Here is a 20149-nt window from a genome sequence, read left to right as displayed (position 1 = left end):
TGCACTTAGAGATAAACCAGCTCTTAGAAACGAACCAGCGCAGAACCCCAAGTGAATCCACCACCAAAGGCTTCTAATAAAATCAGCTGTCCTCGTTGAATACGACCATCACGTACCGCTTCATCAAGAGCTGCCGGAACAGATGCTGCAGAAGTATTGCCATGGCGATCTAATGTGATGACAACTTGCTCCGCTGACATACCCAGTTTTTTCGCCGTCGCATTAATAATTCGAACATTTGCTTGATGAGGAACAAGCCAATCTAACTCGGTTTTATCAAGTTGATTATGGGCTAATGTCTCTTTTACAATATTAGACAGTTGAGTGACAGCCATCTTAAAAACTTCGTTTCCTGACATATGCAACCAAGCATCATCGCCACTCTCACCACGAGATGGAGTAGGAAGGCTTAATAAGTCACCATATCGGCCATCGGCTTTTAAATGCGTCGAGATAATTCCCGGCTCTTCACTTTGGCCAATAATACAAGCACCAGCACCATCACCAAAGATAATGATCGTTCCACGATCTTCTGGATTACAGGTTTTAGATAGAGCATCAGACCCGATCACGAGGGCATTTTTCACCGCCCCACTTTTCACATACTGATCGGCAACGCTTAAAGCATAACTAAAACCGGCACATGCCGCACCAAGATCAAACGCAGGGCACTCACCGAGGCCTAACATACCTTGAACTTGACATGCAGAGGATGGGAAAGCGTGACTTCCGCTCGTGGTTGCAACAATGACTAAACCAATTTCTGACTTATCAATATTCGCCATTTCAATCGCTTTTAGGGAAGCTTCATAAGCCATTGTCGCAACAGTCTCATCTGGGCCAGAGATTCTTCTCTCTTTGATACCCGTGCGCGTTACAATCCACTCATCGCTTGTATCTACCATTTTCTCTAAATCGGCATTAGTGCGGATTTGAGACGGCAAGTAGCTGCCTGTACCTAGAATTTTACTAAACATGAAGACTAATAATGCCTCTCAATTAAGACGGTTTCTAAACGGTCTCTGATTTTATCAGGAATTTTCCGTTCCACTTCTTGTATCGCTTCTTCTATTGCATTAAAAAATGCACTATGGTCTGCACGTCCATGGCTCTTTACAACAATTCCCCGCAATCCTAACAGACTTGCACCGTTATACTGGTCGGGGTTCAACTGTTCTATCTCCTTAAATAGTTCACTAAACAGCCATTTAGCAATAATTCCTTTGATTTTATGCCTATTTAAGTGATTTCTAAATTTATTAACAAAAAGATCGGCAACGCCTTCACTGGTTTTTAAACAGACATTTCCAACAAATCCATCACAGACAATCACATCAACTTTATCGTTATAGATATCATTCCCTTCAATATAACCAATATAGTTAATATCTTTAGTTTCTGAAAGCAATTGACTACAGTGACGAATCGTATCATTACCTTTATTCTGTTCAGAACCAATGTTAAGTAACCCAACTCTTGGTTGATAATTCAGGTGTTCCTCAGCTAATACCGATCCCATCAATGCAAATTGATAGAGCATATCAACATCACAATTTACATTTGCCCCTAAATCTAATAGCCAAACGCGTTTATTATCATTGGTTGGCAGTACAGAAACTAAAGCTGGACGCTCGATAATTGATAATGATTTAAGTTTTAGACGAGAAAGTACCATTAATGCACCAGTATTACCTGCACTAACACACGCATCCGCATGACCACTTTCAACATAATCAAGGGCAAGAGACATCGAACTATTTTTACTGGATCTTAAGGCTTTAGAGGGTTGCAACTCATCGGCAATAACCTGTTCGGTATGCACAATAGTTAATCGTTCAAGAATAGAGGAATCGTCAGCAATTAGCTGCTCAGTAATCAGGGAGTGATCACCAATAAGAATGATTTTGAGCGAAGGGAAATGTGATAATGCCTGCACAGAGGCAGGCACTATAACTAAGGGACCATGATCCCCACCCATTGCATCAATAGCAAGGGTTATACCAGTCAAGGTTCAACCTACTTGTTGATTACCTTGCGGCCACGGTAGTAACCGTCAGCAGTCACGTTATGACGAAGGTGAGTTTCGCCAGAAGTGCTGTCTACAGACGTTGCTGCAGTGTTAGTTAGCGCATCGTGTGAACGACGCATGCCACGGCGTGCGCGTGACTTTTTACTTTTTTGTACGGCCATTGACCCTACTCCTACTAATTACTTTGTTTTCAATGTTTCCAAAACAGCGAATGGATTTGGTTTCTCTTCGACTTCTGGAATAATTCCAAACACCATGTCACCTTCATTCACTGAACAATCGCTCAGTTTATGCATAGCAACTTGTGGTAGTGCGAGTAGTAACTCATCCTCGATGATTTCTAGTAAGTTAATCTCACCATTTTCATCAAGATCCGTCGGCTCGTAAGCTTCTGGTAAATCCTCAATCTGTTCAGGCTTAAACAGCGGACTGTATATGAATTCAATTTTATAGTTATGAGTAAAACCTTTAGTACAACGCTGACATGTTAACGTCACTTCTGCTTCCGCTTTACCACGCATCACAGTTAGTTTCTGTTCATCAACATCGAACGAGAGTGTTACACTCACATCACTATTTACGCTCTGGACTGATTCATTAAGGCGCTTAAAAAGTGATGACTTAACAATACCATTATAGTCAAGTCGCTTTTGAGCAGCTTTTATCGGATCAATCGTTAGCGGTAACTTTACCTTTTGCATAGGGCGCGCATCTTATCTTTCTCTGTCAATTTAGTCAAAGGAAATGGAAGAAATTCTTCTCTTTTTTTCATTCTCTCTGCTGGTGATATAAAATATTAATCATCGATCAAACTATAATCAACCTGTAATCATCGAATAAATGATCAATAATCTAGAGATAAATACTGATTGTTGATAAGTTAACCATATTTATTACTATCAAACAGCCGTATTCTCAGTATCAGAATATCAATATATCACCGGATTATCATTGTTAGATCAATAATGATAAAAATTTAAAAGTACTTATAAAATCATTAAAAATAATACCCCAAATAAAAAAGAGGTCTCATTTGCAATATCATCTTATTTTAGCATCGACATCCCCTTTCCGTCGTCAAATATTGGAAAAGTTATCGATTCCTTTTGTTTGTCAAAACCCTGAAACGGATGAGACAGTAAAAGAAAGTGAATCCGCAGTGGATCTCGTCACTCGCTTGGCAAAAAATAAAGCCTTAGCGGTTGCATCTACCGTTAAAATTCATTCAACTAAACAAACAACCTTAGTGATCGGCTCAGATCAAGTTTGTGTCATAGATGAGCAAATTATCGGTAAACCCCACACCACAGAAAAAGCATTTCAACAATTGAAAAATGCCAGCGGTAAAACGATCACATTCTATACGGGTTTAGCATTACATAATTGTAAAACCAATCAAACAGAAACCAGATGTGAACTTTTTCATGTCCACTTTCGAATATTAACTGATAATGAAATCCATCGCTATATCGCACAAGAACAACCCTTAAATTGTGCTGGTAGCTTTAAATCTGAAGGGTTAGGAATTACCTTATTTGAACGTCTAGAAGGCAAAGATCCAAATACATTAATTGGTCTCCCATTAATTACACTCACTGAATTATTGAGAAATCAGGGCTTTAATGTGTTAGAACAGCTAAATTAACCCCATTTAAGATTGATACCCTTCATACTTGAAGTCGCTAGGTTGTTGGCTGTATTCGTTCGCCCCAATCATATAGTACATGGGGCCTCACTCACTTGCCGCCGACTAGCAACGCCATTTATTTTAGGTATAGATTAACGTCTTGACGATAAATATAGCTTATTCAGCCAACTATCAATGGAGAGAAGACACCTAAGAAAAGCGTTCTAAAAAAGTGAATCCTCAAACTCACTCTTTTTATTATTAATTAAAGCCGTAAAAATTAACGCTTTTTCTTGGTTTTAATTCTAGCTCTTAACGCGGCAGCAGACTTAGTTGATGTAGATTTAGCGTTTTCTTTCATTGGACTTTGTTCGCGTAACTTATCAATACACCGCAATAGTGTTGCTTCCATTGGCGCTTCAATGGTCATTACCTCTTCCGTTGAAGGATGAGTAAATCGAATGGAATGAGCATGTAAAAATAGTCTCGTCATGCCTGTTTTTTTCGTATAAGCGTCAAAACGAGGATCACCATAACGATCATCCCATGCAATAGGATGCCCTTTATATTGGCAATGAACTCGGATCTGATGAGTACGTCCAGTAATTGGACTTGCTTCAACTAATGTTGCGTGTTCAAAGTTTTCAATAATTTTATAACGCGTTTCTGACTCTTTACCATTAGGATTGACACGAACAATGCTGTTAATTTCATTCTTCAACAATGGCGCATTCACACGACGGTCTTTTGGATCCCAATGACCTGCCACTAATGCATAATAGTATTTTTGTACCGTTTTATTACGAAACGTCTCTTGTAAACGACGAAGTGCTGAACGTTTTTTTGCAATCAACAGAATACCAGAAGTATCTCGATCGATTCGATGAACCAATTCAAGATAATGAGCTTGAGGGCGCAGAGCTCGCATTGCCTCAATGACGCCAAATTTCAATCCACTTCCGCCATGAACTGCAGTTCCTGAGGGCTTATTTAAGATTAGCAAATGCTCATCTTCATAAATAACACAGCTTTCTAATTCAGAAACTTTATCTAACTTTGTACTTGGTAATTCCGTTTCAACGGTGTCAGGAATTCGCATGGGCGGCACGCGAACGACATCTCCCGGTTGCAATTTATATTCCGGTTTTATTCGTTTTTTATTCACTCGCACTTCGCCTTTACGCAAAATACGATAAATTAAACTTTTCGGAATATTTTTTAGTCTTGCTCGTAAGAAGTTATCTACTCTTTGACCTTCAAAATCATCGCTAACTTCAACAAATTGTACTGCTGATTTTTGTTCATTCATCGCTTTTCATTCATCTCAATACTATAATGCTGATTGCCGCAAAAATGCGACCCTGTTATAGTTGCACCGAAAGTGGCAAAATATCCACTTTTTAAGCTATTACGTATAAAAACACGCCAATAGCCGACTAAATTTCATCCAGAGTCACAAAAGTTCGATGATATTAGCATAAGGTTGAGAAAAAGTGCTCACTATAAATAAATATGAGTATACTCTTAATTAGTATCAATCTATCGATAACTTTTGCGATTTTAAATAAACCGCTTTGATTTTACTTCGCTGCAGTTGGCATAAGACGAAGAATTTCAAAGTACCGTCTATTTTTGACATCACTCTCTCCAATGATAGGAGAGACAGCCGCAAAAAGTGCGGAAGAACAATTGTTGGTAAGGACAGCCACTTCGTCTTCTCAATTGATTCTGAATTGGATGCTTATCGAGCGCCTCTAATACCCAGCCGTGAGGTTGCGTTAGTGAAGACTTGAGGTCATAGCACCTATTATTGGATGTGTGATAGAAAAAATAGAACTACAACGTATGATATGAGTAGATAACGAATGAAAAGAATGTTAATCAACGCCACTCAAAAAGAAGAGTTGCGCGTTGCTTTAGTTGATGGGCAACGTCTATATGATCTAGACATTGAGAGCCCAGGTTTTGAGTCAAAAAAAGCCAATATTTATAAAGGTAAAATCACCCGAATTGAGCCAAGCTTAGAAGCCGCTTTTGTTGATTATGGTGCAGATCGCCACGGTTTCCTTCCTTTAAAAGAAGTCGCTCGTGATTATTTCCCTGCGAATTATACCTACAAAGGTCGTCCAAACATTAAAGAAGTGTTAACCGAAGGCCAAGAAGTGATTGTTCAAGTTGATAAAGAAGAGCGTGGCAATAAAGGCGCAGCTTTAACAACTTTTGTCTCTCTAGCTGGTAGTTATTTAGTGCTGATGCCAAATAACCCTCGTGCAGGTGGTATTTCTCGCCGCATTGAAGGTGATGAGCGTACTGAGCTAAAAGCGGCATTAAGCTCACTTGAACTTCCTCAAGGTATGGGGTTAATTGTTCGTACCGCAGGTGTAGGAAAATCGGCTGAAGAATTAGATTGGGATTTAAAAGTTCTATTAAATCACTGGGCTGCGATTAAACAAGCATCAAAAACAAACCCAGCACCATTTCTAATTCATCAAGAAAGTAACGTGATTGTTCGTGCAATTCGCGACTATTTACGTCGTGATATTGGCGAAATCTTAATTGATGATCCAAAAATTTATCAACGTGCACTTTCTCACATCAAGCTAGTACGCCCTGACTTTGTTAGTCGCGTAAAACAATATGATGGTGAAATCCCACTATTTAATCACTACCAAATTGAAACTCAAATTGAGTCAGCATTCCAGCGTGAAGTTCGTCTACCATCTGGCGGTTCAATTGTTATCGACCCAACAGAAGCACTAACTTCTATCGATATCAACTCAGCGAGAGCAACAAAAGGCAGTGATATCGAAGAGACAGCTCTTCACACTAACCTTGAAGCGGCAGAAGAGATTGCTCGCCAGCTACGTCTACGCGACTTAGGTGGTTTAGTGGTGATCGACTTTATCGATATGACACCGGTTCGTAACCAACGTGAAGTTGAGAATCGTCTACGTGAATCTGTTCGAATGGATAGAGCCCGCGTTCAAATCGGTCGTATATCTCGCTTTGGTCTATTAGAGATGTCTCGTCAACGTTTAAGTCCTTCTTTAGCTGAAGCTAGCCATCATATCTGTCCTCGCTGTACAGGTACTGGGGTTATTCGTGATAATGAATCACTATCTCTATCTATTCTTCGTCTATTAGAAGAAGAGGCATTAAAAGATAATACGGCGCAAATTTTAGCGATTACGCCGGTTGAAATTGCCTCTTACCTATTAAATGAGAAGCGTAAATCAATCCAGCATATTGAGTCTTATCACAAAGTTAATATTGTGATTGTGCCAAATGCAAATATGGATACACCACACTTTGAAGTATTACGTGTAAGAGCTGGCGAAGAAAACAACGGTTTATCGTATGCCATTCCACAGAAACTAGAGCAACTTCGTGAGGCTGAAAGTCGTGAAGATGTTCAACAAGAGCGTGTACAGCGTAAACGTGAAGAGCCAGTATTACACGGTTTCTCTGCACCAACTCAGCCAGCACCCGTATCTGAACCTGAAGTTAAAAAAGTAGAGCCTGTAGCTGCACCAACCGCTGCAGTAACACAGCCAAGCTTCTTTACTAAGCTATTTAGTGCGATTTCATCTTTCTTCTCTGGCGCTCCAGCTCCTGAGAAAAAAGAAGAGAAAGTGGTAGAGCCGGTAAAACCAGCAGCAGAAAAACGTGCACCTCGCCGTGATCTTGATGATAACCGCCGTAACCGCAATAATCGTAACCAACGTAATAATCGTAATAATCGCAATGAAAACCGTAACGACAGTCGTAATGACAACCGTAACGCTCAAAATGCCAATAAACCTAACGGGACACCACTAAAAGAGAGTGTTGTTGACGCGAAAGCTGAAGAGCAGCAACGTCCAAGAAAAGAGCGCCAACCTCGTCAGGATAAAAATCGTCAAAACCAAAACACCAAGCCGCAAGAAAATGCTGCTCAAGCGCCGAAAGCTGAAAAGCCACAAGTGAAAAAACAAGAGCAAGAGCAGGTTGTTAAGGTAAAGCAACGTCGTCAACGTCGTCAGCTACAACAAAAAGTTCGTAGTGCCGATGCTGAAGCTGAAATATTAGCGAAGAAGCATGAAGAACAGCAAATGGCAACGAAAGTGACCATTATTCCTGCATCAGACGTTGATAAAAAGACGCCTAAGCAAGATGATCTGAATGTAGTTGAAAATAACGGCGAACAGAAATCAGATAATCAAGAGCAAGGCCGTGACTCACAGCGTCGCAATCGTCGTTCACCACGTCACCTGCGTGCAAGTGGGCAGCGTCGCCGTCGTAACCGTGATACCCATAAAGAGCAAATCACTCAACCTATCGTGATTACTTTGCCAGGTGTCGCCTCTCCTGAAGCTGCAATGGGTAAAGTATGGCCAATCGCAACCCCTAAAGTTGCCAATGCCGTTGTTCCTGTTCCTGTGACAAAACCGGGTAAAGTTTTTATCCCTGTCGCTGAACAAGCAGAAGCTGAAGCTGAAGTTGAAGCGAAGACACAGGTTAAGGTGAAAGCTGAAAAGCCAGCTCAAGCTTCTACGCAAGAAACATTAGCGTCTACAACATCGGCTCCAACAACACCAGCTCCGACAACGTCGACTCCAGCAATCAGTGGTGTGGCTATTCCTGAAGCAGCAATGGGCAAAGTATTACCATTATCTGAGAAAACAGAAGAGAATAGTGAAGCGCCAGTGATTGAAGCACCTGTAGTTGAAGTTCCAGTAACCGCACCTAGAGTTAAGGTTGAAGCAAAAACTGAAGCTAAGGTTGAAACTAAGCAAGAGGTTAAAACATCTGCTCCGGTTCAAGCGAAAATTCACGTAACTGCACCAATGACTAAAGCAAGTGCGATTGTCTCAGAGAGTTCAACGCCGTTAGTGATTACTGCAGCAAGCTTTAATCCTAAAAATAGCAATGCGAAAGCAGCGGGTAGTCAAACAGCAACTAGCTCAGCTCAAGCGGGAATGACTAAACCTAGTGGATACTAAACTAGCGAGAGTCTATTTTCTCAACTAAGCTACTGAAGGTCACACTTATTTAGTGTGACCTTTTTTTATACTCCTTATTGCTTTGCTTGCCATCTCCGTATAGGATGCCGAGCTTTGTTTTACCTTCTTTTACACAGATGTTATTTATATACCCTAGATAATTGAAATTGCTGATAAGTGGTCAATATGTAAATCCCAAGAACATAGATGTATTATCTTCTCATAGGGGTGAGCAAACACATCAACACTCTAACGGCGTCAAATATGAAAGGTATAATTCATAAGGATTTAATTTAAAACTATGTTTGATATTACCTCAAACCCCAACCAAAGCATCAAAAATGATCTTTTATCGGGCTTAACCGTTGCTTTGGCACTTGTTCCTGAAGCTGTGGCATTTGCTTTTGTTGCTGGCGTTGACCCAATGGTTGGTTTATATGCCGCTTTTATCATGGGGTTTGTCACCTCATTAATCGGTGGTCGTCCCGGAATGATCTCTGGTGCAACCGGTGCAACGGCCATTGTTATGGTGAGCTTAGTCGCCATTCATGGTGTGCAGTACTTGTTTGCCGCCGTCATGTTAGCCGGTGTACTACAAATTATTGCTGGGCTATTTAAATTAGGTAAATTTATCCGTATCGTGCCGCACCCGGTAATGATCGGATTCGTCAATGGTTTAGCCATTGTTATCTTTATGGCGCAATTGGGGCAATTTAAAGTTCCTGATATAAGTGGAAGCCTCGTCTGGATGCAAGGTTCACAACTCTACGTCATGTTAGGGCTTGTGGTATTAACCATGGCGATTATCCATTTCTTGCCTAAGTTTACAAAAGCAATTCCATCCTCTTTAGCTGCGATTGTGACGGTTACTCTTTTAGTCCACTTTTTAAACTTAGACACTCGCAGTGTTATCGATTTTGTAAAATCAATGAGTGGTAACGTAGAAGCAACGCTTGCGGGTGACCTTCCCTCGTTCTCTATTCCATCGGTTCCATTCAACTTAGAAACATTACAGATCATCTTTCCTTATGCCTTAATTATTGCTGCAATTGGCTTGATTGAATCACTATTAACACTCACTGTTGTTGATGAAATGACCAATACTCGCGGTCAAGGTAACCGTGAATGTGTCGGTCAAGGTATTGCGAATATGACTTGTTCTGTATTTGGTGCAATGGGGGGTTGTGCAATGATCGGTCAATCGATGATCAACATTAACTCTGGAGGCCGTGGTCGTCTATCTGGTATTTTTGCTGCCGTTGCTTTACTACTATTTATTTTATTCGGTTCAACCCTGATCGAAATGATCCCACTAGCCGCATTAGTAGGTGTCATGTTTATGGTGGTCATTGGCACGTTTGAATGGGCAACCTTTAAACTGGCTCGTCGTGTACCAAAACAAGATTTCTTTGTCATTATATTAGTAACCGTAGTCACCGTATTAACCGATTTAGCTGTTGCCGTTGCAGTGGGGGTTATCGCTTCAGCACTGATGTTTGCATGGCAACACGCTAAGCATATCTACGCAAGCAGTGAAACCAATGCAGAAGGCAGTAAAGTTTATAAAATCAATGGCCCGATCTTTTTTGGTTCTGCAGCTAACTTCTTAGAATTATTTGATGCCTATAATGATCCATCGGATGTAATCATCGACTTTGGTAACTCTCGTGTTGTTGACCATTCAGCCATCGAAGCAATTGAGACATTAGCGGAACGTTACAGCTCTCAAGGTAAAAAATTACACTTATTACATCTAAGTCAAGATTGTCGTGCCCTACTTCATAAAGCCGGTAGTCTTGTTGAGATTAATGTAAAAGAAGATCCAAGCTATAAAGTGGCAACCGATATTTTAGGTTAATGCACTCTTCCTATTAAAAGAGTTTTATATAAAATCTAACTCTAAAATAGAGTAAAAGGCTCATCATTTCGGTGAGCTTTTTTTTACTTCACTTTTTAGTTATTTCCCACTACTCTAGATTTCTATCATTTATTGAGTAAGGAATACCATGTCTGAACAAAGTCAAGATCGCCACCAGCAACGCCAACAGCGACTAAAAGAACAGGTTGATGAAAAGATTGCTCAGGCGCAAGAAGAAAAGAGTTTACTTTTAGTCATTACAGGCAATGGTAAAGGAAAGTCAACGGCAGGATTTGGTATCATTACCCGCGCCGTAGGTCACGGTCAAAAATGTGGTGTTGCCCAATTTATTAAAGGAACCTGGGAGTGCGGTGAACGAAACCTACTCCAACAACACGACGTCGATTTTCATGTCATGTCTACCGGCTTCACTTGGAATACGCAAGATAAAAGTACCGATACCGCAGCGGCACAAGAGGTATGGCAACAGTGTAAGTTAATGCTTGCTGATGATCGCTATGATGTCATATTACTTGATGAGCTGACTTACATGGTAACTTATGGTTATATTGAACTTGATGACGTTGTCGCTGCACTCAATAACCGCCCTAAAGAGCAGAGCGTCATCATTACTGGCCGAGCTTGTCACCGTACCTTAATTGAGATGGCAGATACCGTCTCTGAAGTAAAAAACACCAAACATGCATTTGAGTCCGGCGTTAAGGTTCGTAAAGGAATTGATTGGTAATTTATCACCGATTTAAAAACAGACCAGTAATAAAAAGCGTCAGAAAAACCTTTTACCTGACGCTTTTTCTATTTTGATCCGCTAGATATTAAAACAGTTTATTAAATAGGCTCTCGACGGCTTTATTAACCTTCTCATCTTTACTCTTATCACCAATAATTTTTTTCAGCCCTCGCTCTGCCTCTTTTTCCACTTTCTTTTTGAGTAGATCATCAATCACAATGCTGTATTTTGGATTTTGCCAAGTATTGGTCACTTTAATTGGAATCGTGATCCCTTTTAACTCATTAAGATCACGCCCTTCTTGCCCTTCAAGGGTGCCAACAATCGAGGTTTTCATCACCATATTAACCGTTTCATCAACAATATTAGTCGTTCCACTTCCCTTCACTCTCAATAGCGGTGAAGCCATATTGATATTACTTACCGTTGCAATCCCTTTATTTAAAGTTACATTAGCAGTTAAAGCACTAAAGTCGGTTTTCTTCTCAGACTTCTCTTCAGGTGGTAGGGTTTTTCCTTTTAGTTTCGCTTGAGCATGACGAATCATTTGAGGGATATTAACCCCATAAATAGCACCATCAGTAAACTTAGCTTCAACTTTCCCCTTACTGTCCCCTTTTAATCGCGCTTCACTCAACCCTTGTCCAGAAAGGGCTGCAGAGATATTCATGGTACCCGCAAGATGATCAAAATCTGCTAAATCGATCAATAGCGGACGAGCATTGACTCCAATCAACTGTTTATTAACGGTATAAGTGGCTAATTTTCCATTACTGTTTAATGTTGCCTTGGTGACAACCTTTCCACCATATAAGTTGGCACTCAAGTTCTCCAGTTTTGCGATCCCCTGATCTAATGTCATATGACTTTGGATATTATTGAGTTTTAGGTGATTAGCGATAAGCTGTTTGATCTGTAATTTAAGATCCAGATCAACCAATTTTAATCCTGCTAAATCGGGCTCTTGGTTAGATTTAACGACTGTCGTATTTGTAGGTTTGTTACCTTGATTATCAGGAGAATGAGATTTTCCTGTCGTCTCAGGAGATGCTGATATCGCTAACAATTTATTTAAATCAATTTTTTCACTGGCTAAATTTAATGTCACCCTTGGGCGAGACTTCGATTGAAAAGAACCTGAACCTGTAATCGTTGTATCATCAATATTAATAATCAAACTTGAAAGTTGTGCTAGCTGTTTGTCTAGTTGATATTGAACATTAGTTGATAGGTTTAGTGCCGTTTTACCGTTAGGGACCGAATCTCCCGCTACATGACCATTAATAATTAGCTGCTTTAAATTAACGTCATTTTTATTCTCATCCAGTTGAATATTAGTTTGAGTTTTAATATCAAAGGTTAAATCATTACTTATCCCATTGACCTTCATTGCAATCGTTGCTGGTGAATTAGGATTAATCAGATCGGCTGTCGCTCTAAAGTTTTCAAGATTGAAACCTTGATTATCATTAAAGCTTCCTTCAATCTCAATGTTTTTAAACGTGGCACTTTTTAAGTCTTCAGCAATATTAATCTCGCCAGTACTGCTGATAGAAAAGGTCGATAAGTTTTGCTTACCTTGAGCAGAAAAGCTCACTTGACTCCATTCTCCGGGTAAGAAATGACTTAAATTAAAATTAACTTGTTTAATCTCTGTCGACATATTAGTACGATCATCTTGGATTTTTAGCTGACCATCAACCACAGAGATCCCTGCTATCATGATCTTCCATTTCGAATTCTTGGTGTTTTTTATCTCTGTTGTCTCTTTACTCTTGATATCTTGAGTGGCGCTTTTATTCTGCTGTTCTTTCGAAGAGTCGTCTTGATTGGTTAAATTATCAAGGTTAGAGCGTCCATCACTTAATGTATGAAGAGATAGATTAGCCCCCAATAGCTCAACATTTCCGACTTCAAGCTGTTTTGAGAATAATGGCAGTACTGAAACACTCAGCTCCATACTCTTTAATGCTAATAAGTTAGGATCACTGAATTCACTGCTATTTTTCAATATCGTTTCACCGACATTGATCCCTAAACTGGGAAAAAATCGCCAACTTAAATCACCAGTGATAATCAACTCTTGTCCAGTTGATTTTTTAACTTGCTCCACCAACATTGGCTTAAACTGATTAGGATTCACTAACGTCACTAATGCAACAGCCGCACCTCCAACAATGAAGATAACCGCTAAGATAAAATAGAGTAATTTTTTCATGATGTTCCTTTCCCTGTTCTATGCCTGTATTACTGATTCAAATAGAGTCGCTGTAATAATAGATAAAAAAATAGCGCTTTGATCTACACTTTCAAATTGAAAGAATATAGATACAACGCGCTACCTTCAATGTAAATATAATTATGCTAAATCGCTAAACTTACGACTCTTTATCTTCACTTATGCGACTTGCAACTGCACCTTGCTGGTCTTTATATTTTGCATCATCACGCTTATTATAAGGACGGTCGGCAGAACCTGAAAGTGTCTCAAAACTTAACGCTCCAATTGGCATCTCTGGGCGTAATGCTAAAGGTAAGCGACCGCTATTATAAAACTCTAAAACAATTTTTCCCGACCAGCCCGGATCAATTCGGTGAGCGGTCACATGAACCATTAAACCCAAGCGAGCAAGGGATGAGCGCCCATCTAACCAACCCACAATATTATCTGGTAATGTCACCGACTCATGAGTCACCGCTAACGCAAGTTCGCCAGGGTGAAGATAAAAAGCTTCATCATTTTGAATAACAATTTCATCACTCATGATCTTTTCTAACTGCGCATTAACGGTCTCTTTAGGGCCAGACAGGTCGATATAAGGCGCTTTATGATCAGTAAAAACACGGAAACTATTCCCCAGTCTCACATCCACAGTTAGGCCACTAATCGCATCATCGGATGGACGAGGAGACATCTCTATTAATCCGTCATTAAGGTGCTTTTTAATATCTCGATCACATAGTCTCACTGTTCTTTCTCCGTTGTCGATGAAGCCATATAGCTAATCAATAAATTGGATCCCATCTTAAATTGCAGATATAAAAAAGGCTAATTAAATTAGCCTATTTTTTATTATGATTTTAGCTCTTTAGCAATATGCGCTTTGAGAACATCAATCGCAATTCGGTTTTTACCGCCGCGAGGGACGATAATATCGGCATACTGTTTTGATGGTTCAATAAATTGCATAAACATTGGACGAACGGTCGTTTGATACTGAGTCAATACCGAATCCATTGTACGACCACGTTCTTCAACATCACGTTGAACACGACGCAGTAGACAAACATCAAGAGGCGTATCCATAAAGATACTGGTATCCATAATCTTACGCAGACGTGGATCCGTTAATAATAGGATACCTTCTAGAATAATCACTTTTTTTGGTGTTAATTCTGTTGTTTCAGTAAGACGGGTATGCTCTGTATAACTATAATTAGGAACTTGGATTGTCTCGCCGTTCACTAATGCCGTTAAGTGCTCACAAAGCAGGTCATGATCGAGTGCACTTGGATGGTCGTAATTGGTTTTTACGCGCTCTTCCATACTCAAATCACTTTGATCTCGATAGTAACAATCTTCCGTAATTACACCAATCTGATGATCACCAACTTGTTCACGTAGCTCATCATAAATAGTGGTTGCAATTAAGCTCTTGCCTGAAGCAGATGCTCCTGCAATTCCGATAATAATGCACTGATTCGAGTTGTCTGACATAATTTAGCACCTAAAAATGGGTCGTTAAGTATAAAACCGAGCAAGTATAAGGAGTAACGTGTAGTGATTCCAGAATTAATCGCGTTTATTATAATAAACTTTAATTTGACTGGAATCATGTTACCAACTTGCAACTAAACCGCAGTAAAACTGATCTGATCTGCAACAACTTCACCTTGCCAATAGAGACGTGCAGCAATCGTTGCAGCGAGTCCTAGATAATGAAGAGAAGCTTCACTTTCAGGAGCTGCAATCACGGTTGGCTGACGCGCATCAATATCACTACGGATCTGAATATCAAGCGGAAGTTGTGCCAATAATGGAAGATCCATTGCTTTTGCCATCTTAATCGCACCGCCTGTACCAAAAATGGCTTCTTGATGACCACAATGACTACAAATATGGTAGCTCATATTCTCAACCACCCCTAAAACTGGGACTTCGACCTTATCGAACATGGTAACGCCTTTAATCGCATCAGCCAGAGCTAAGTCTTGCGGTGTCGTAATAACAACCGCACTGGTGACTGGGATATTTTGTGAAAGCGTCAACTGAATATCACCGGTGCCCGGTGGCATATCAATAATTAAATAGTCTAAATCAGGCCAAATGGTTTCACTCAACATTTGATGAAGTGCTTTTGATGCCATTGGTCCACGCCAAACCGTTGCATTATCAGCAGGAACCAAATAGCCAATCGAATTGGTATACAGTCCATATGCCTCAACTGGGTGCATCCCTTTTTCACTCTTCGCTGGCTGTGGTTTCAACTCTTCCGCATCTAACATCATAGGAACAGATGGGCCATAAATGTCCGCATCTAACATTCCTACTTTAGCACCTTGCAGTTCTAAAGCTAAAGCAAGGTTGACTGCGGTTGTTGATTTACCGACACCACCTTTAGCAGAACTAATCGCAATGATATTTTTAATCCCTTTAACGGCGGGGGTTCCATGTACGGCAAGAGTAGCAACTTTAGTTGAAACAGAAAATTGAATACCGTCAGGATATTGTCCAGCTTCTTTTTGTGTCTCTAACCACTCGGTTAAACGTAAATTTAACTCTGCATCAGCAAAAGGGATTTCAATGTTAAATGTTCCATCAGCTGTAACACGCACCATATTTTTAACGGATGCCCACTGTTCAATCAGATGGGGATGACTAAATTGATTAAGCCATTGTTGAAGCTGTTCCATGTCTTTAAATGTCTGTGTCATAAATCGTCATAACCTTTTCTATTTTTTATTGGCAATAATATGTTCACTAATCCCTTTTGATAGGATTAGTCGCTAGGCATTACTGTAACTATAAGGTAATATTCTCACTATTAAACCTATTCTTTATCAAAAAAAGCGAAATTATAAAATGGCTGCTAATCCAAGAAAAATTCTGGTTACTTGCGCCCTGCCGTATGCCAACGGATCTATCCATTTAGGTCACATGCTTGAGCATATCCAAGCGGATATTTGGGTGCGTTATCAACGTCTAACTGGCAACGATGTCAACTTTATCTGTGCAGATGACGCTCACGGGACACCTATTATGCTGAAAGCTCAGCAACTAGGTATTGAACCTGAAGAGATGATCGCTGAAGTCAGTAAAGAGCACCAAGCTGATTTTGCTGGTTTCAATATCAACTTCAATAACTATCACAGCACTCACAGTGAAGAGAACCGAGAGCTTGCTAGCCATATTTATACTCAACTTAAAAACAATGGCTTTATCACGTCTCGCACTATTTCTCAGCTTTTCGATCCTGAGAAAGAGATGTTCCTACCTGATCGCTTCGTAAAAGGCACATGCCCTAAATGTAAAGCTGAAGATCAGTATGGTGATAACTGTGATAACTGTGGTGAAACTTATAGCCCAGTTGATCTGATTAACCCTAAGTCTGCTGTTTCTGGTGCAACCCCAGTGATGAAAGATTCACAACACTTCTTTTTCGATCTGCCACAGTTCGAAAGCATGTTAAGTGAGTGGACCAAATCAGGTGCACTACAATCAGAAACTGCAAATAAAATGCAAGAGTGGTTTGAGTCTGGTCTGCAGCAATGGGATATCTCTCGTGATGCCCCTTACTTTGGTTTTGAGATCCCAGGTGAAACAGGCAAGTACTTCTACGTATGGCTAGATGCTCCTATCGGCTACATGGGCTCATTCAAGAACCTATGTGATAAGAGCGATAACCTAGACTTTGACGAGTACTGGAAAAAAGATAGCACCACCGAACTTTACCACTTCATCGGTAAAGATATTGTCTATTTCCACAGCCTATTCTGGCCTGCAATGCTAGATGGTGCTGGTTACCGTAAGCCAACTAACGTTTTCGTTCACGGTTATGTGACAGTCAATGGTGCGAAGATGTCTAAGTCTAAAGGGACATTCATCAAAGCGAGTACTTATCTCAATCACTTAGATCCTGAATGTCTACGTTATTATTATGCTGCTAAACTTAACAGCCGTATCGATGATCTCGACCTTAATCTTGACGATTTCACTCAACGTGTAAACAGCGATGTGGTGAACAAGATTGTTAACTTAGCCTCTCGTAACGCTGGCTTTATTACTAAGCGTTTTGATGGTCAGTTATCTGAGACTTGTGCCGAGCCTGAATTGTATAATGAGTTTGTTGCCGCTGCCGATAAAATTGGTGAGTTGTACAATACCCGTGAATTCAGTCGTGCTATTCGTGAAATTACTGCACTTGCAGATAAAGCAAATCAGTATATTGATGATAAAGCCCCGTGGGTTCTGGCTAAAGAAGAAGGCAAAGAGCAAGAGCTACAAGATGTTTCTTCTGTCGGTATCAACTTGTTCCGCGTATTAATGACTTATCTGAAGCCAGTAATGCCAGAACTAACTGCTCGTACTGAAGCGTTCTTAAATGAAACTCTCACTTGGGATGGCATAAAAGCTCCCCTTGTTGGTCATAAGATTACTAAGTTTAAGGCGTTATTTAGCCGCATCGACAGCAAAAAAGTTGAAGCTATGGTTGAATCTTCTCGAGAAGAAGCTGCAGCGGAAAAAGCAAAAGCAGATGCTGCCGCAGCAAAACAAAATTCAACACCATTGACAGATGAACCAATCGCCGATGAGATTGAGTTTGATGACTTTGCTAAAGTCGATCTTCGTGTTGCTAAAATCATTAGCTGTGAAGAAGTCCCTAAATCTAAGAAGTTACTAAAATTCCAATTAGATCTAGGTGGTGAAACTCGCCAAGTCTTCTCTGGTATCAAGTCTGCTTATAAACCAGAAGATCTAGTTGGTAAGCATACCGTGATGGTGGCAAACCTTAAGCCGCGTAAAATGAAATTTGGTCTATCTGAAGGAATGATCTTGGCAGCAGGCCCAGGTGACGATGAGATCTGGCTACTTGAGCCTCACGAAGGTGCTCAAGCTGGTATGCGTATTATGTAATAAATAGCGAATCGTTATTAACTATTTTCGATATCCCAAAAAACAGAAGTTCAATTACCTTTTATGCTCAAATAAAAAGAGTGAAAATGGATAACTGATAACTTCTGTTTTTTTTCGCTTAAAAAATAGCAAAAATACGCCTTAATCTCTCATCTTTCAGTCCCCCTGTTGTTCAACAAATAACCTTGTAATTACATATTGTTATCTTTTTATTGTGTAAAACCTTTTTTAAAGTGTGGGGATAAAACAACCTTAATGTAAGTAACTATGTTGTTTTTATGTAAAACAGGTCATATTCTTCTTATGTGTTTATGTGATATTTATCGCACAAATACTCATTCGTTACATTTAGACACACTTATTTACAGATTCAACTGCTAGGCTTTCCTCGACTTTGAGGAGTTTTCATTGTCATCACAGAAAGGAAAATCCATGAATAAAACAAAGAAAAAAATGACATTAACCGGTCGCGTCATCACAGGGATGATCGCTGGTATATTGACAGGTTTTGCAATTCAAGCCTTCTTTTCAACTAACTCTTTTGTTGATGCATACCTTGTTAACGGCCTATTTGAAGTCGGTGGTAAAATCTTTATCGCCAGTTTAAAAATGCTTGTTGTTCCTTTAGTGTTTGTCTCACTGGTGTGCGGTACTAGCTCATTAAAAGATATTAGTACTCTTGGTCGCTTGGGTGGAAAAACTCTCGCGTTCTATATTGTCACAACAGCGTTAGCGATCTCTTTAGCTATCGGTATGGGTGTACTATTCCAACCCGGTGCAGGTGCAGATCTGACTGCCGCTTCATCATTTGCGAGCACAGAAGCGCCATCATTAGGTAGCGTCATTGTTGGCATGTTCCCAACCAACCCAATTAGTGCAATGGCGGAAGGTAATACGCTTCAGGTTATTGTCTTTGCTGTCCTATTTGGTATCGCAATCAGTGCTGCTGGTGAACCCGGTCAACGTATTGCAAAAGTCTTTAGTGATCTTAACGAAGTGATCATGAAGTTAGTGGCACTATTAATGAATATTGCCCCTTACGGTGTTTTCTTCTTAATGGCTAAATTGTTCACTGGCTTAGGTGTCCATGCCATTGTCAATTTAGGCTCTTACTTCTTAGTATTAACAGGCGCATTATTAATTCACGGTTTAGTCACATACAGTGTGATGTTAAAAGCCTTTTCTGGTCTAAGTCCAATTACCTTCTTACGTAAAATGGAAGATGCGGTGATGTTTGCTTTCTCAACCGCATCATCAAATGCCACGATTCCGGTCACCATGGAAACCGTTACGCACCGTTTAGGGGTTAAAAATAGTATCGCCTCTTTTACGGTTCCATTAGGGGCAACCATCAACATGGATGGTACGGCTATCATGCAAGGGGTGGCAACCGCATTTATTGCTCAAGCATTCAATATCCCATTGACCATGAATGATTACTTAACCGTGATTATGACAGCTACTCTTGCCTCTATTGGTACGGCGGGTGTTCCGGGTGTTGGCTTGATTATGTTAGCAATGGTACTAAACCAAGTAGGTCTGCCGCTTGAGGGTATTGCATTGATTATGGGTGTTGACCGTCTATTGGATATGATTCGTACTGCGGTAAATATCACCGGTGATAGTGCAGTAAGTTGTATTGTGGCAAAGTCTGAAGGTAAGTTTGATGTTAATGTCTTCAACGATCCAAATGCCGGCGAAAAAACCGAGCATGTTGATTTTCATAATGTGAAAAATTAATTAGGCAAATTAACGTTCAGATAAATT

At 40.1% G+C, this 20149-nt stretch carries 15 protein-coding genes; 6 read left to right on the top strand and 9 right to left on the bottom strand.

Features of this window, described 5'->3' with window-relative positions; genetic code table 11:
* Window positions 1–23 precede the first annotated feature (23 nt).
* From L0B53_RS10725 to yceD, 4 genes are read right to left on the bottom strand one after another with little or no spacing between them, the layout of a single operon-like run.
* Complete coding sequence (locus tag L0B53_RS10725; protein ID WP_235062029.1) at window positions 24–977, bottom strand: beta-ketoacyl-ACP synthase III; 954 nt, start codon at window positions 975–977, stop codon at window positions 24–26.
* A gap of 5 nt (window positions 978–982) precedes the next feature.
* Complete coding sequence (gene plsX / locus L0B53_RS10720) at window positions 983–2008, bottom strand: phosphate acyltransferase PlsX (RefSeq protein ID WP_235062028.1); 1026 nt, start codon at window positions 2006–2008, stop codon at window positions 983–985.
* Between the two features lie 8 nt (window positions 2009–2016).
* Entirely contained in the window at window positions 2017–2190 is a 174-nt protein-coding gene (gene rpmF / locus L0B53_RS10715; RefSeq protein ID WP_235062027.1) for a 50S ribosomal protein L32, read from the bottom strand.
* 18 nt (window positions 2191–2208) lie between these two features.
* On the bottom strand, window positions 2209–2730 hold the full coding sequence (yceD, locus tag L0B53_RS10710) for a 23S rRNA accumulation protein YceD (RefSeq protein ID WP_235062026.1): 522 nt from the start codon (window positions 2728–2730) through the stop codon (window positions 2209–2211).
* Between the two features lie 332 nt (window positions 2731–3062).
* Here yceD and L0B53_RS10705 point away from each other — a divergent pair, with 332 nt between their 5' ends.
* Window positions 3063–3674 (top strand): nucleoside triphosphate pyrophosphatase, encoded by a 612-nt coding sequence (locus L0B53_RS10705; protein ID WP_235062025.1) that lies wholly within the window; start codon window positions 3063–3065, stop codon window positions 3672–3674.
* Between the two features lie 262 nt (window positions 3675–3936).
* On the opposite strand, the gene rluC is transcribed toward L0B53_RS10705, so the two are convergent.
* Entirely contained in the window at window positions 3937–4965 is a 1029-nt protein-coding gene (gene rluC, locus L0B53_RS10700; protein WP_235062024.1) for a 23S rRNA pseudouridine(955/2504/2580) synthase RluC, read from the bottom strand.
* Window positions 4966–5521: 556 nt separating this feature from the next.
* On the opposite strand from rluC, the gene rne reads away from it, so the two are divergent.
* The 3 genes from rne to cobO all read left to right on the top strand — a co-directional run bounded on the left by rne (window position 5522) and on the right by cobO (window position 11244).
* Window positions 5522–8638 (top strand): ribonuclease E, encoded by a 3117-nt coding sequence (gene rne / locus L0B53_RS10695; protein WP_235062023.1) that lies wholly within the window; start codon window positions 5522–5524, stop codon window positions 8636–8638.
* 301 nt (window positions 8639–8939) lie between these two features.
* Complete coding sequence (locus L0B53_RS10690; RefSeq protein WP_235062022.1) at window positions 8940–10496, top strand: SulP family inorganic anion transporter; 1557 nt, start codon at window positions 8940–8942, stop codon at window positions 10494–10496.
* A gap of 148 nt (window positions 10497–10644) precedes the next feature.
* Window positions 10645–11244: a cob(I)yrinic acid a,c-diamide adenosyltransferase gene (cobO, locus tag L0B53_RS10685; RefSeq protein ID WP_235062021.1), complete on the top strand. Its 600-nt coding sequence runs from the start codon at window positions 10645–10647 to the stop codon at window positions 11242–11244.
* Window positions 11245–11332: 88 nt separating this feature from the next.
* On the opposite strand, the gene L0B53_RS10680 is transcribed toward cobO, so the two are convergent.
* The 4 genes from L0B53_RS10680 to apbC all read right to left on the bottom strand — a co-directional run bounded on the left by L0B53_RS10680 (window position 11333) and on the right by apbC (window position 16182).
* A complete protein-coding gene (locus L0B53_RS10680) occupies window positions 11333–13465 on the bottom strand; it encodes an AsmA family protein (protein ID WP_235062020.1) in 2133 nt (710 codons plus the stop codon).
* Window positions 13466–13625: 160 nt separating this feature from the next.
* The gene (gene dcd / locus L0B53_RS10675; protein WP_235062019.1) at window positions 13626–14216 is read right to left on the bottom strand and encodes a dCTP deaminase; all 591 of its coding nucleotides are present in this window, start codon (window positions 14214–14216) and stop codon (window positions 13626–13628) included.
* 104 nt (window positions 14217–14320) lie between these two features.
* Window positions 14321–14965 (bottom strand): uridine kinase, encoded by a 645-nt coding sequence (udk, locus tag L0B53_RS10670; RefSeq protein ID WP_235062018.1) that lies wholly within the window; start codon window positions 14963–14965, stop codon window positions 14321–14323.
* A 134-nt stretch (window positions 14966–15099) separates the two neighbouring features.
* Window positions 15100–16182 (bottom strand): iron-sulfur cluster carrier protein ApbC, encoded by a 1083-nt coding sequence (gene apbC / locus L0B53_RS10665; RefSeq protein WP_235062017.1) that lies wholly within the window; start codon window positions 16180–16182, stop codon window positions 15100–15102.
* Window positions 16183–16330: 148 nt separating this feature from the next.
* On the opposite strand from apbC, the gene metG reads away from it, so the two are divergent.
* Both metG and L0B53_RS10655 read left to right on the top strand, forming a co-directional pair.
* Window positions 16331–18382 carry a methionine--tRNA ligase gene (metG, locus tag L0B53_RS10660; RefSeq protein WP_235062016.1) on the top strand — a complete coding sequence of 684 codons (2052 nt, stop codon included), beginning with the start codon at window positions 16331–16333 and terminating at the stop codon, window positions 18380–18382.
* 432 nt (window positions 18383–18814) lie between these two features.
* A complete protein-coding gene (locus L0B53_RS10655; protein WP_235062015.1) occupies window positions 18815–20122 on the top strand; it encodes a dicarboxylate/amino acid:cation symporter in 1308 nt (435 codons plus the stop codon).
* The last annotated feature ends 27 nt before the right edge of the window (window positions 20123–20149 follow it).

The sequence above is a fragment of the Vibrio sp. SS-MA-C1-2 genome (assembly GCF_021513135.1).
Classification (GTDB): domain Bacteria; phylum Pseudomonadota; class Gammaproteobacteria; order Enterobacterales; family Vibrionaceae.
Note: the sequence above shows the minus strand (reverse complement) of the source record. Positions and strands in the feature narration are given on the sequence as shown.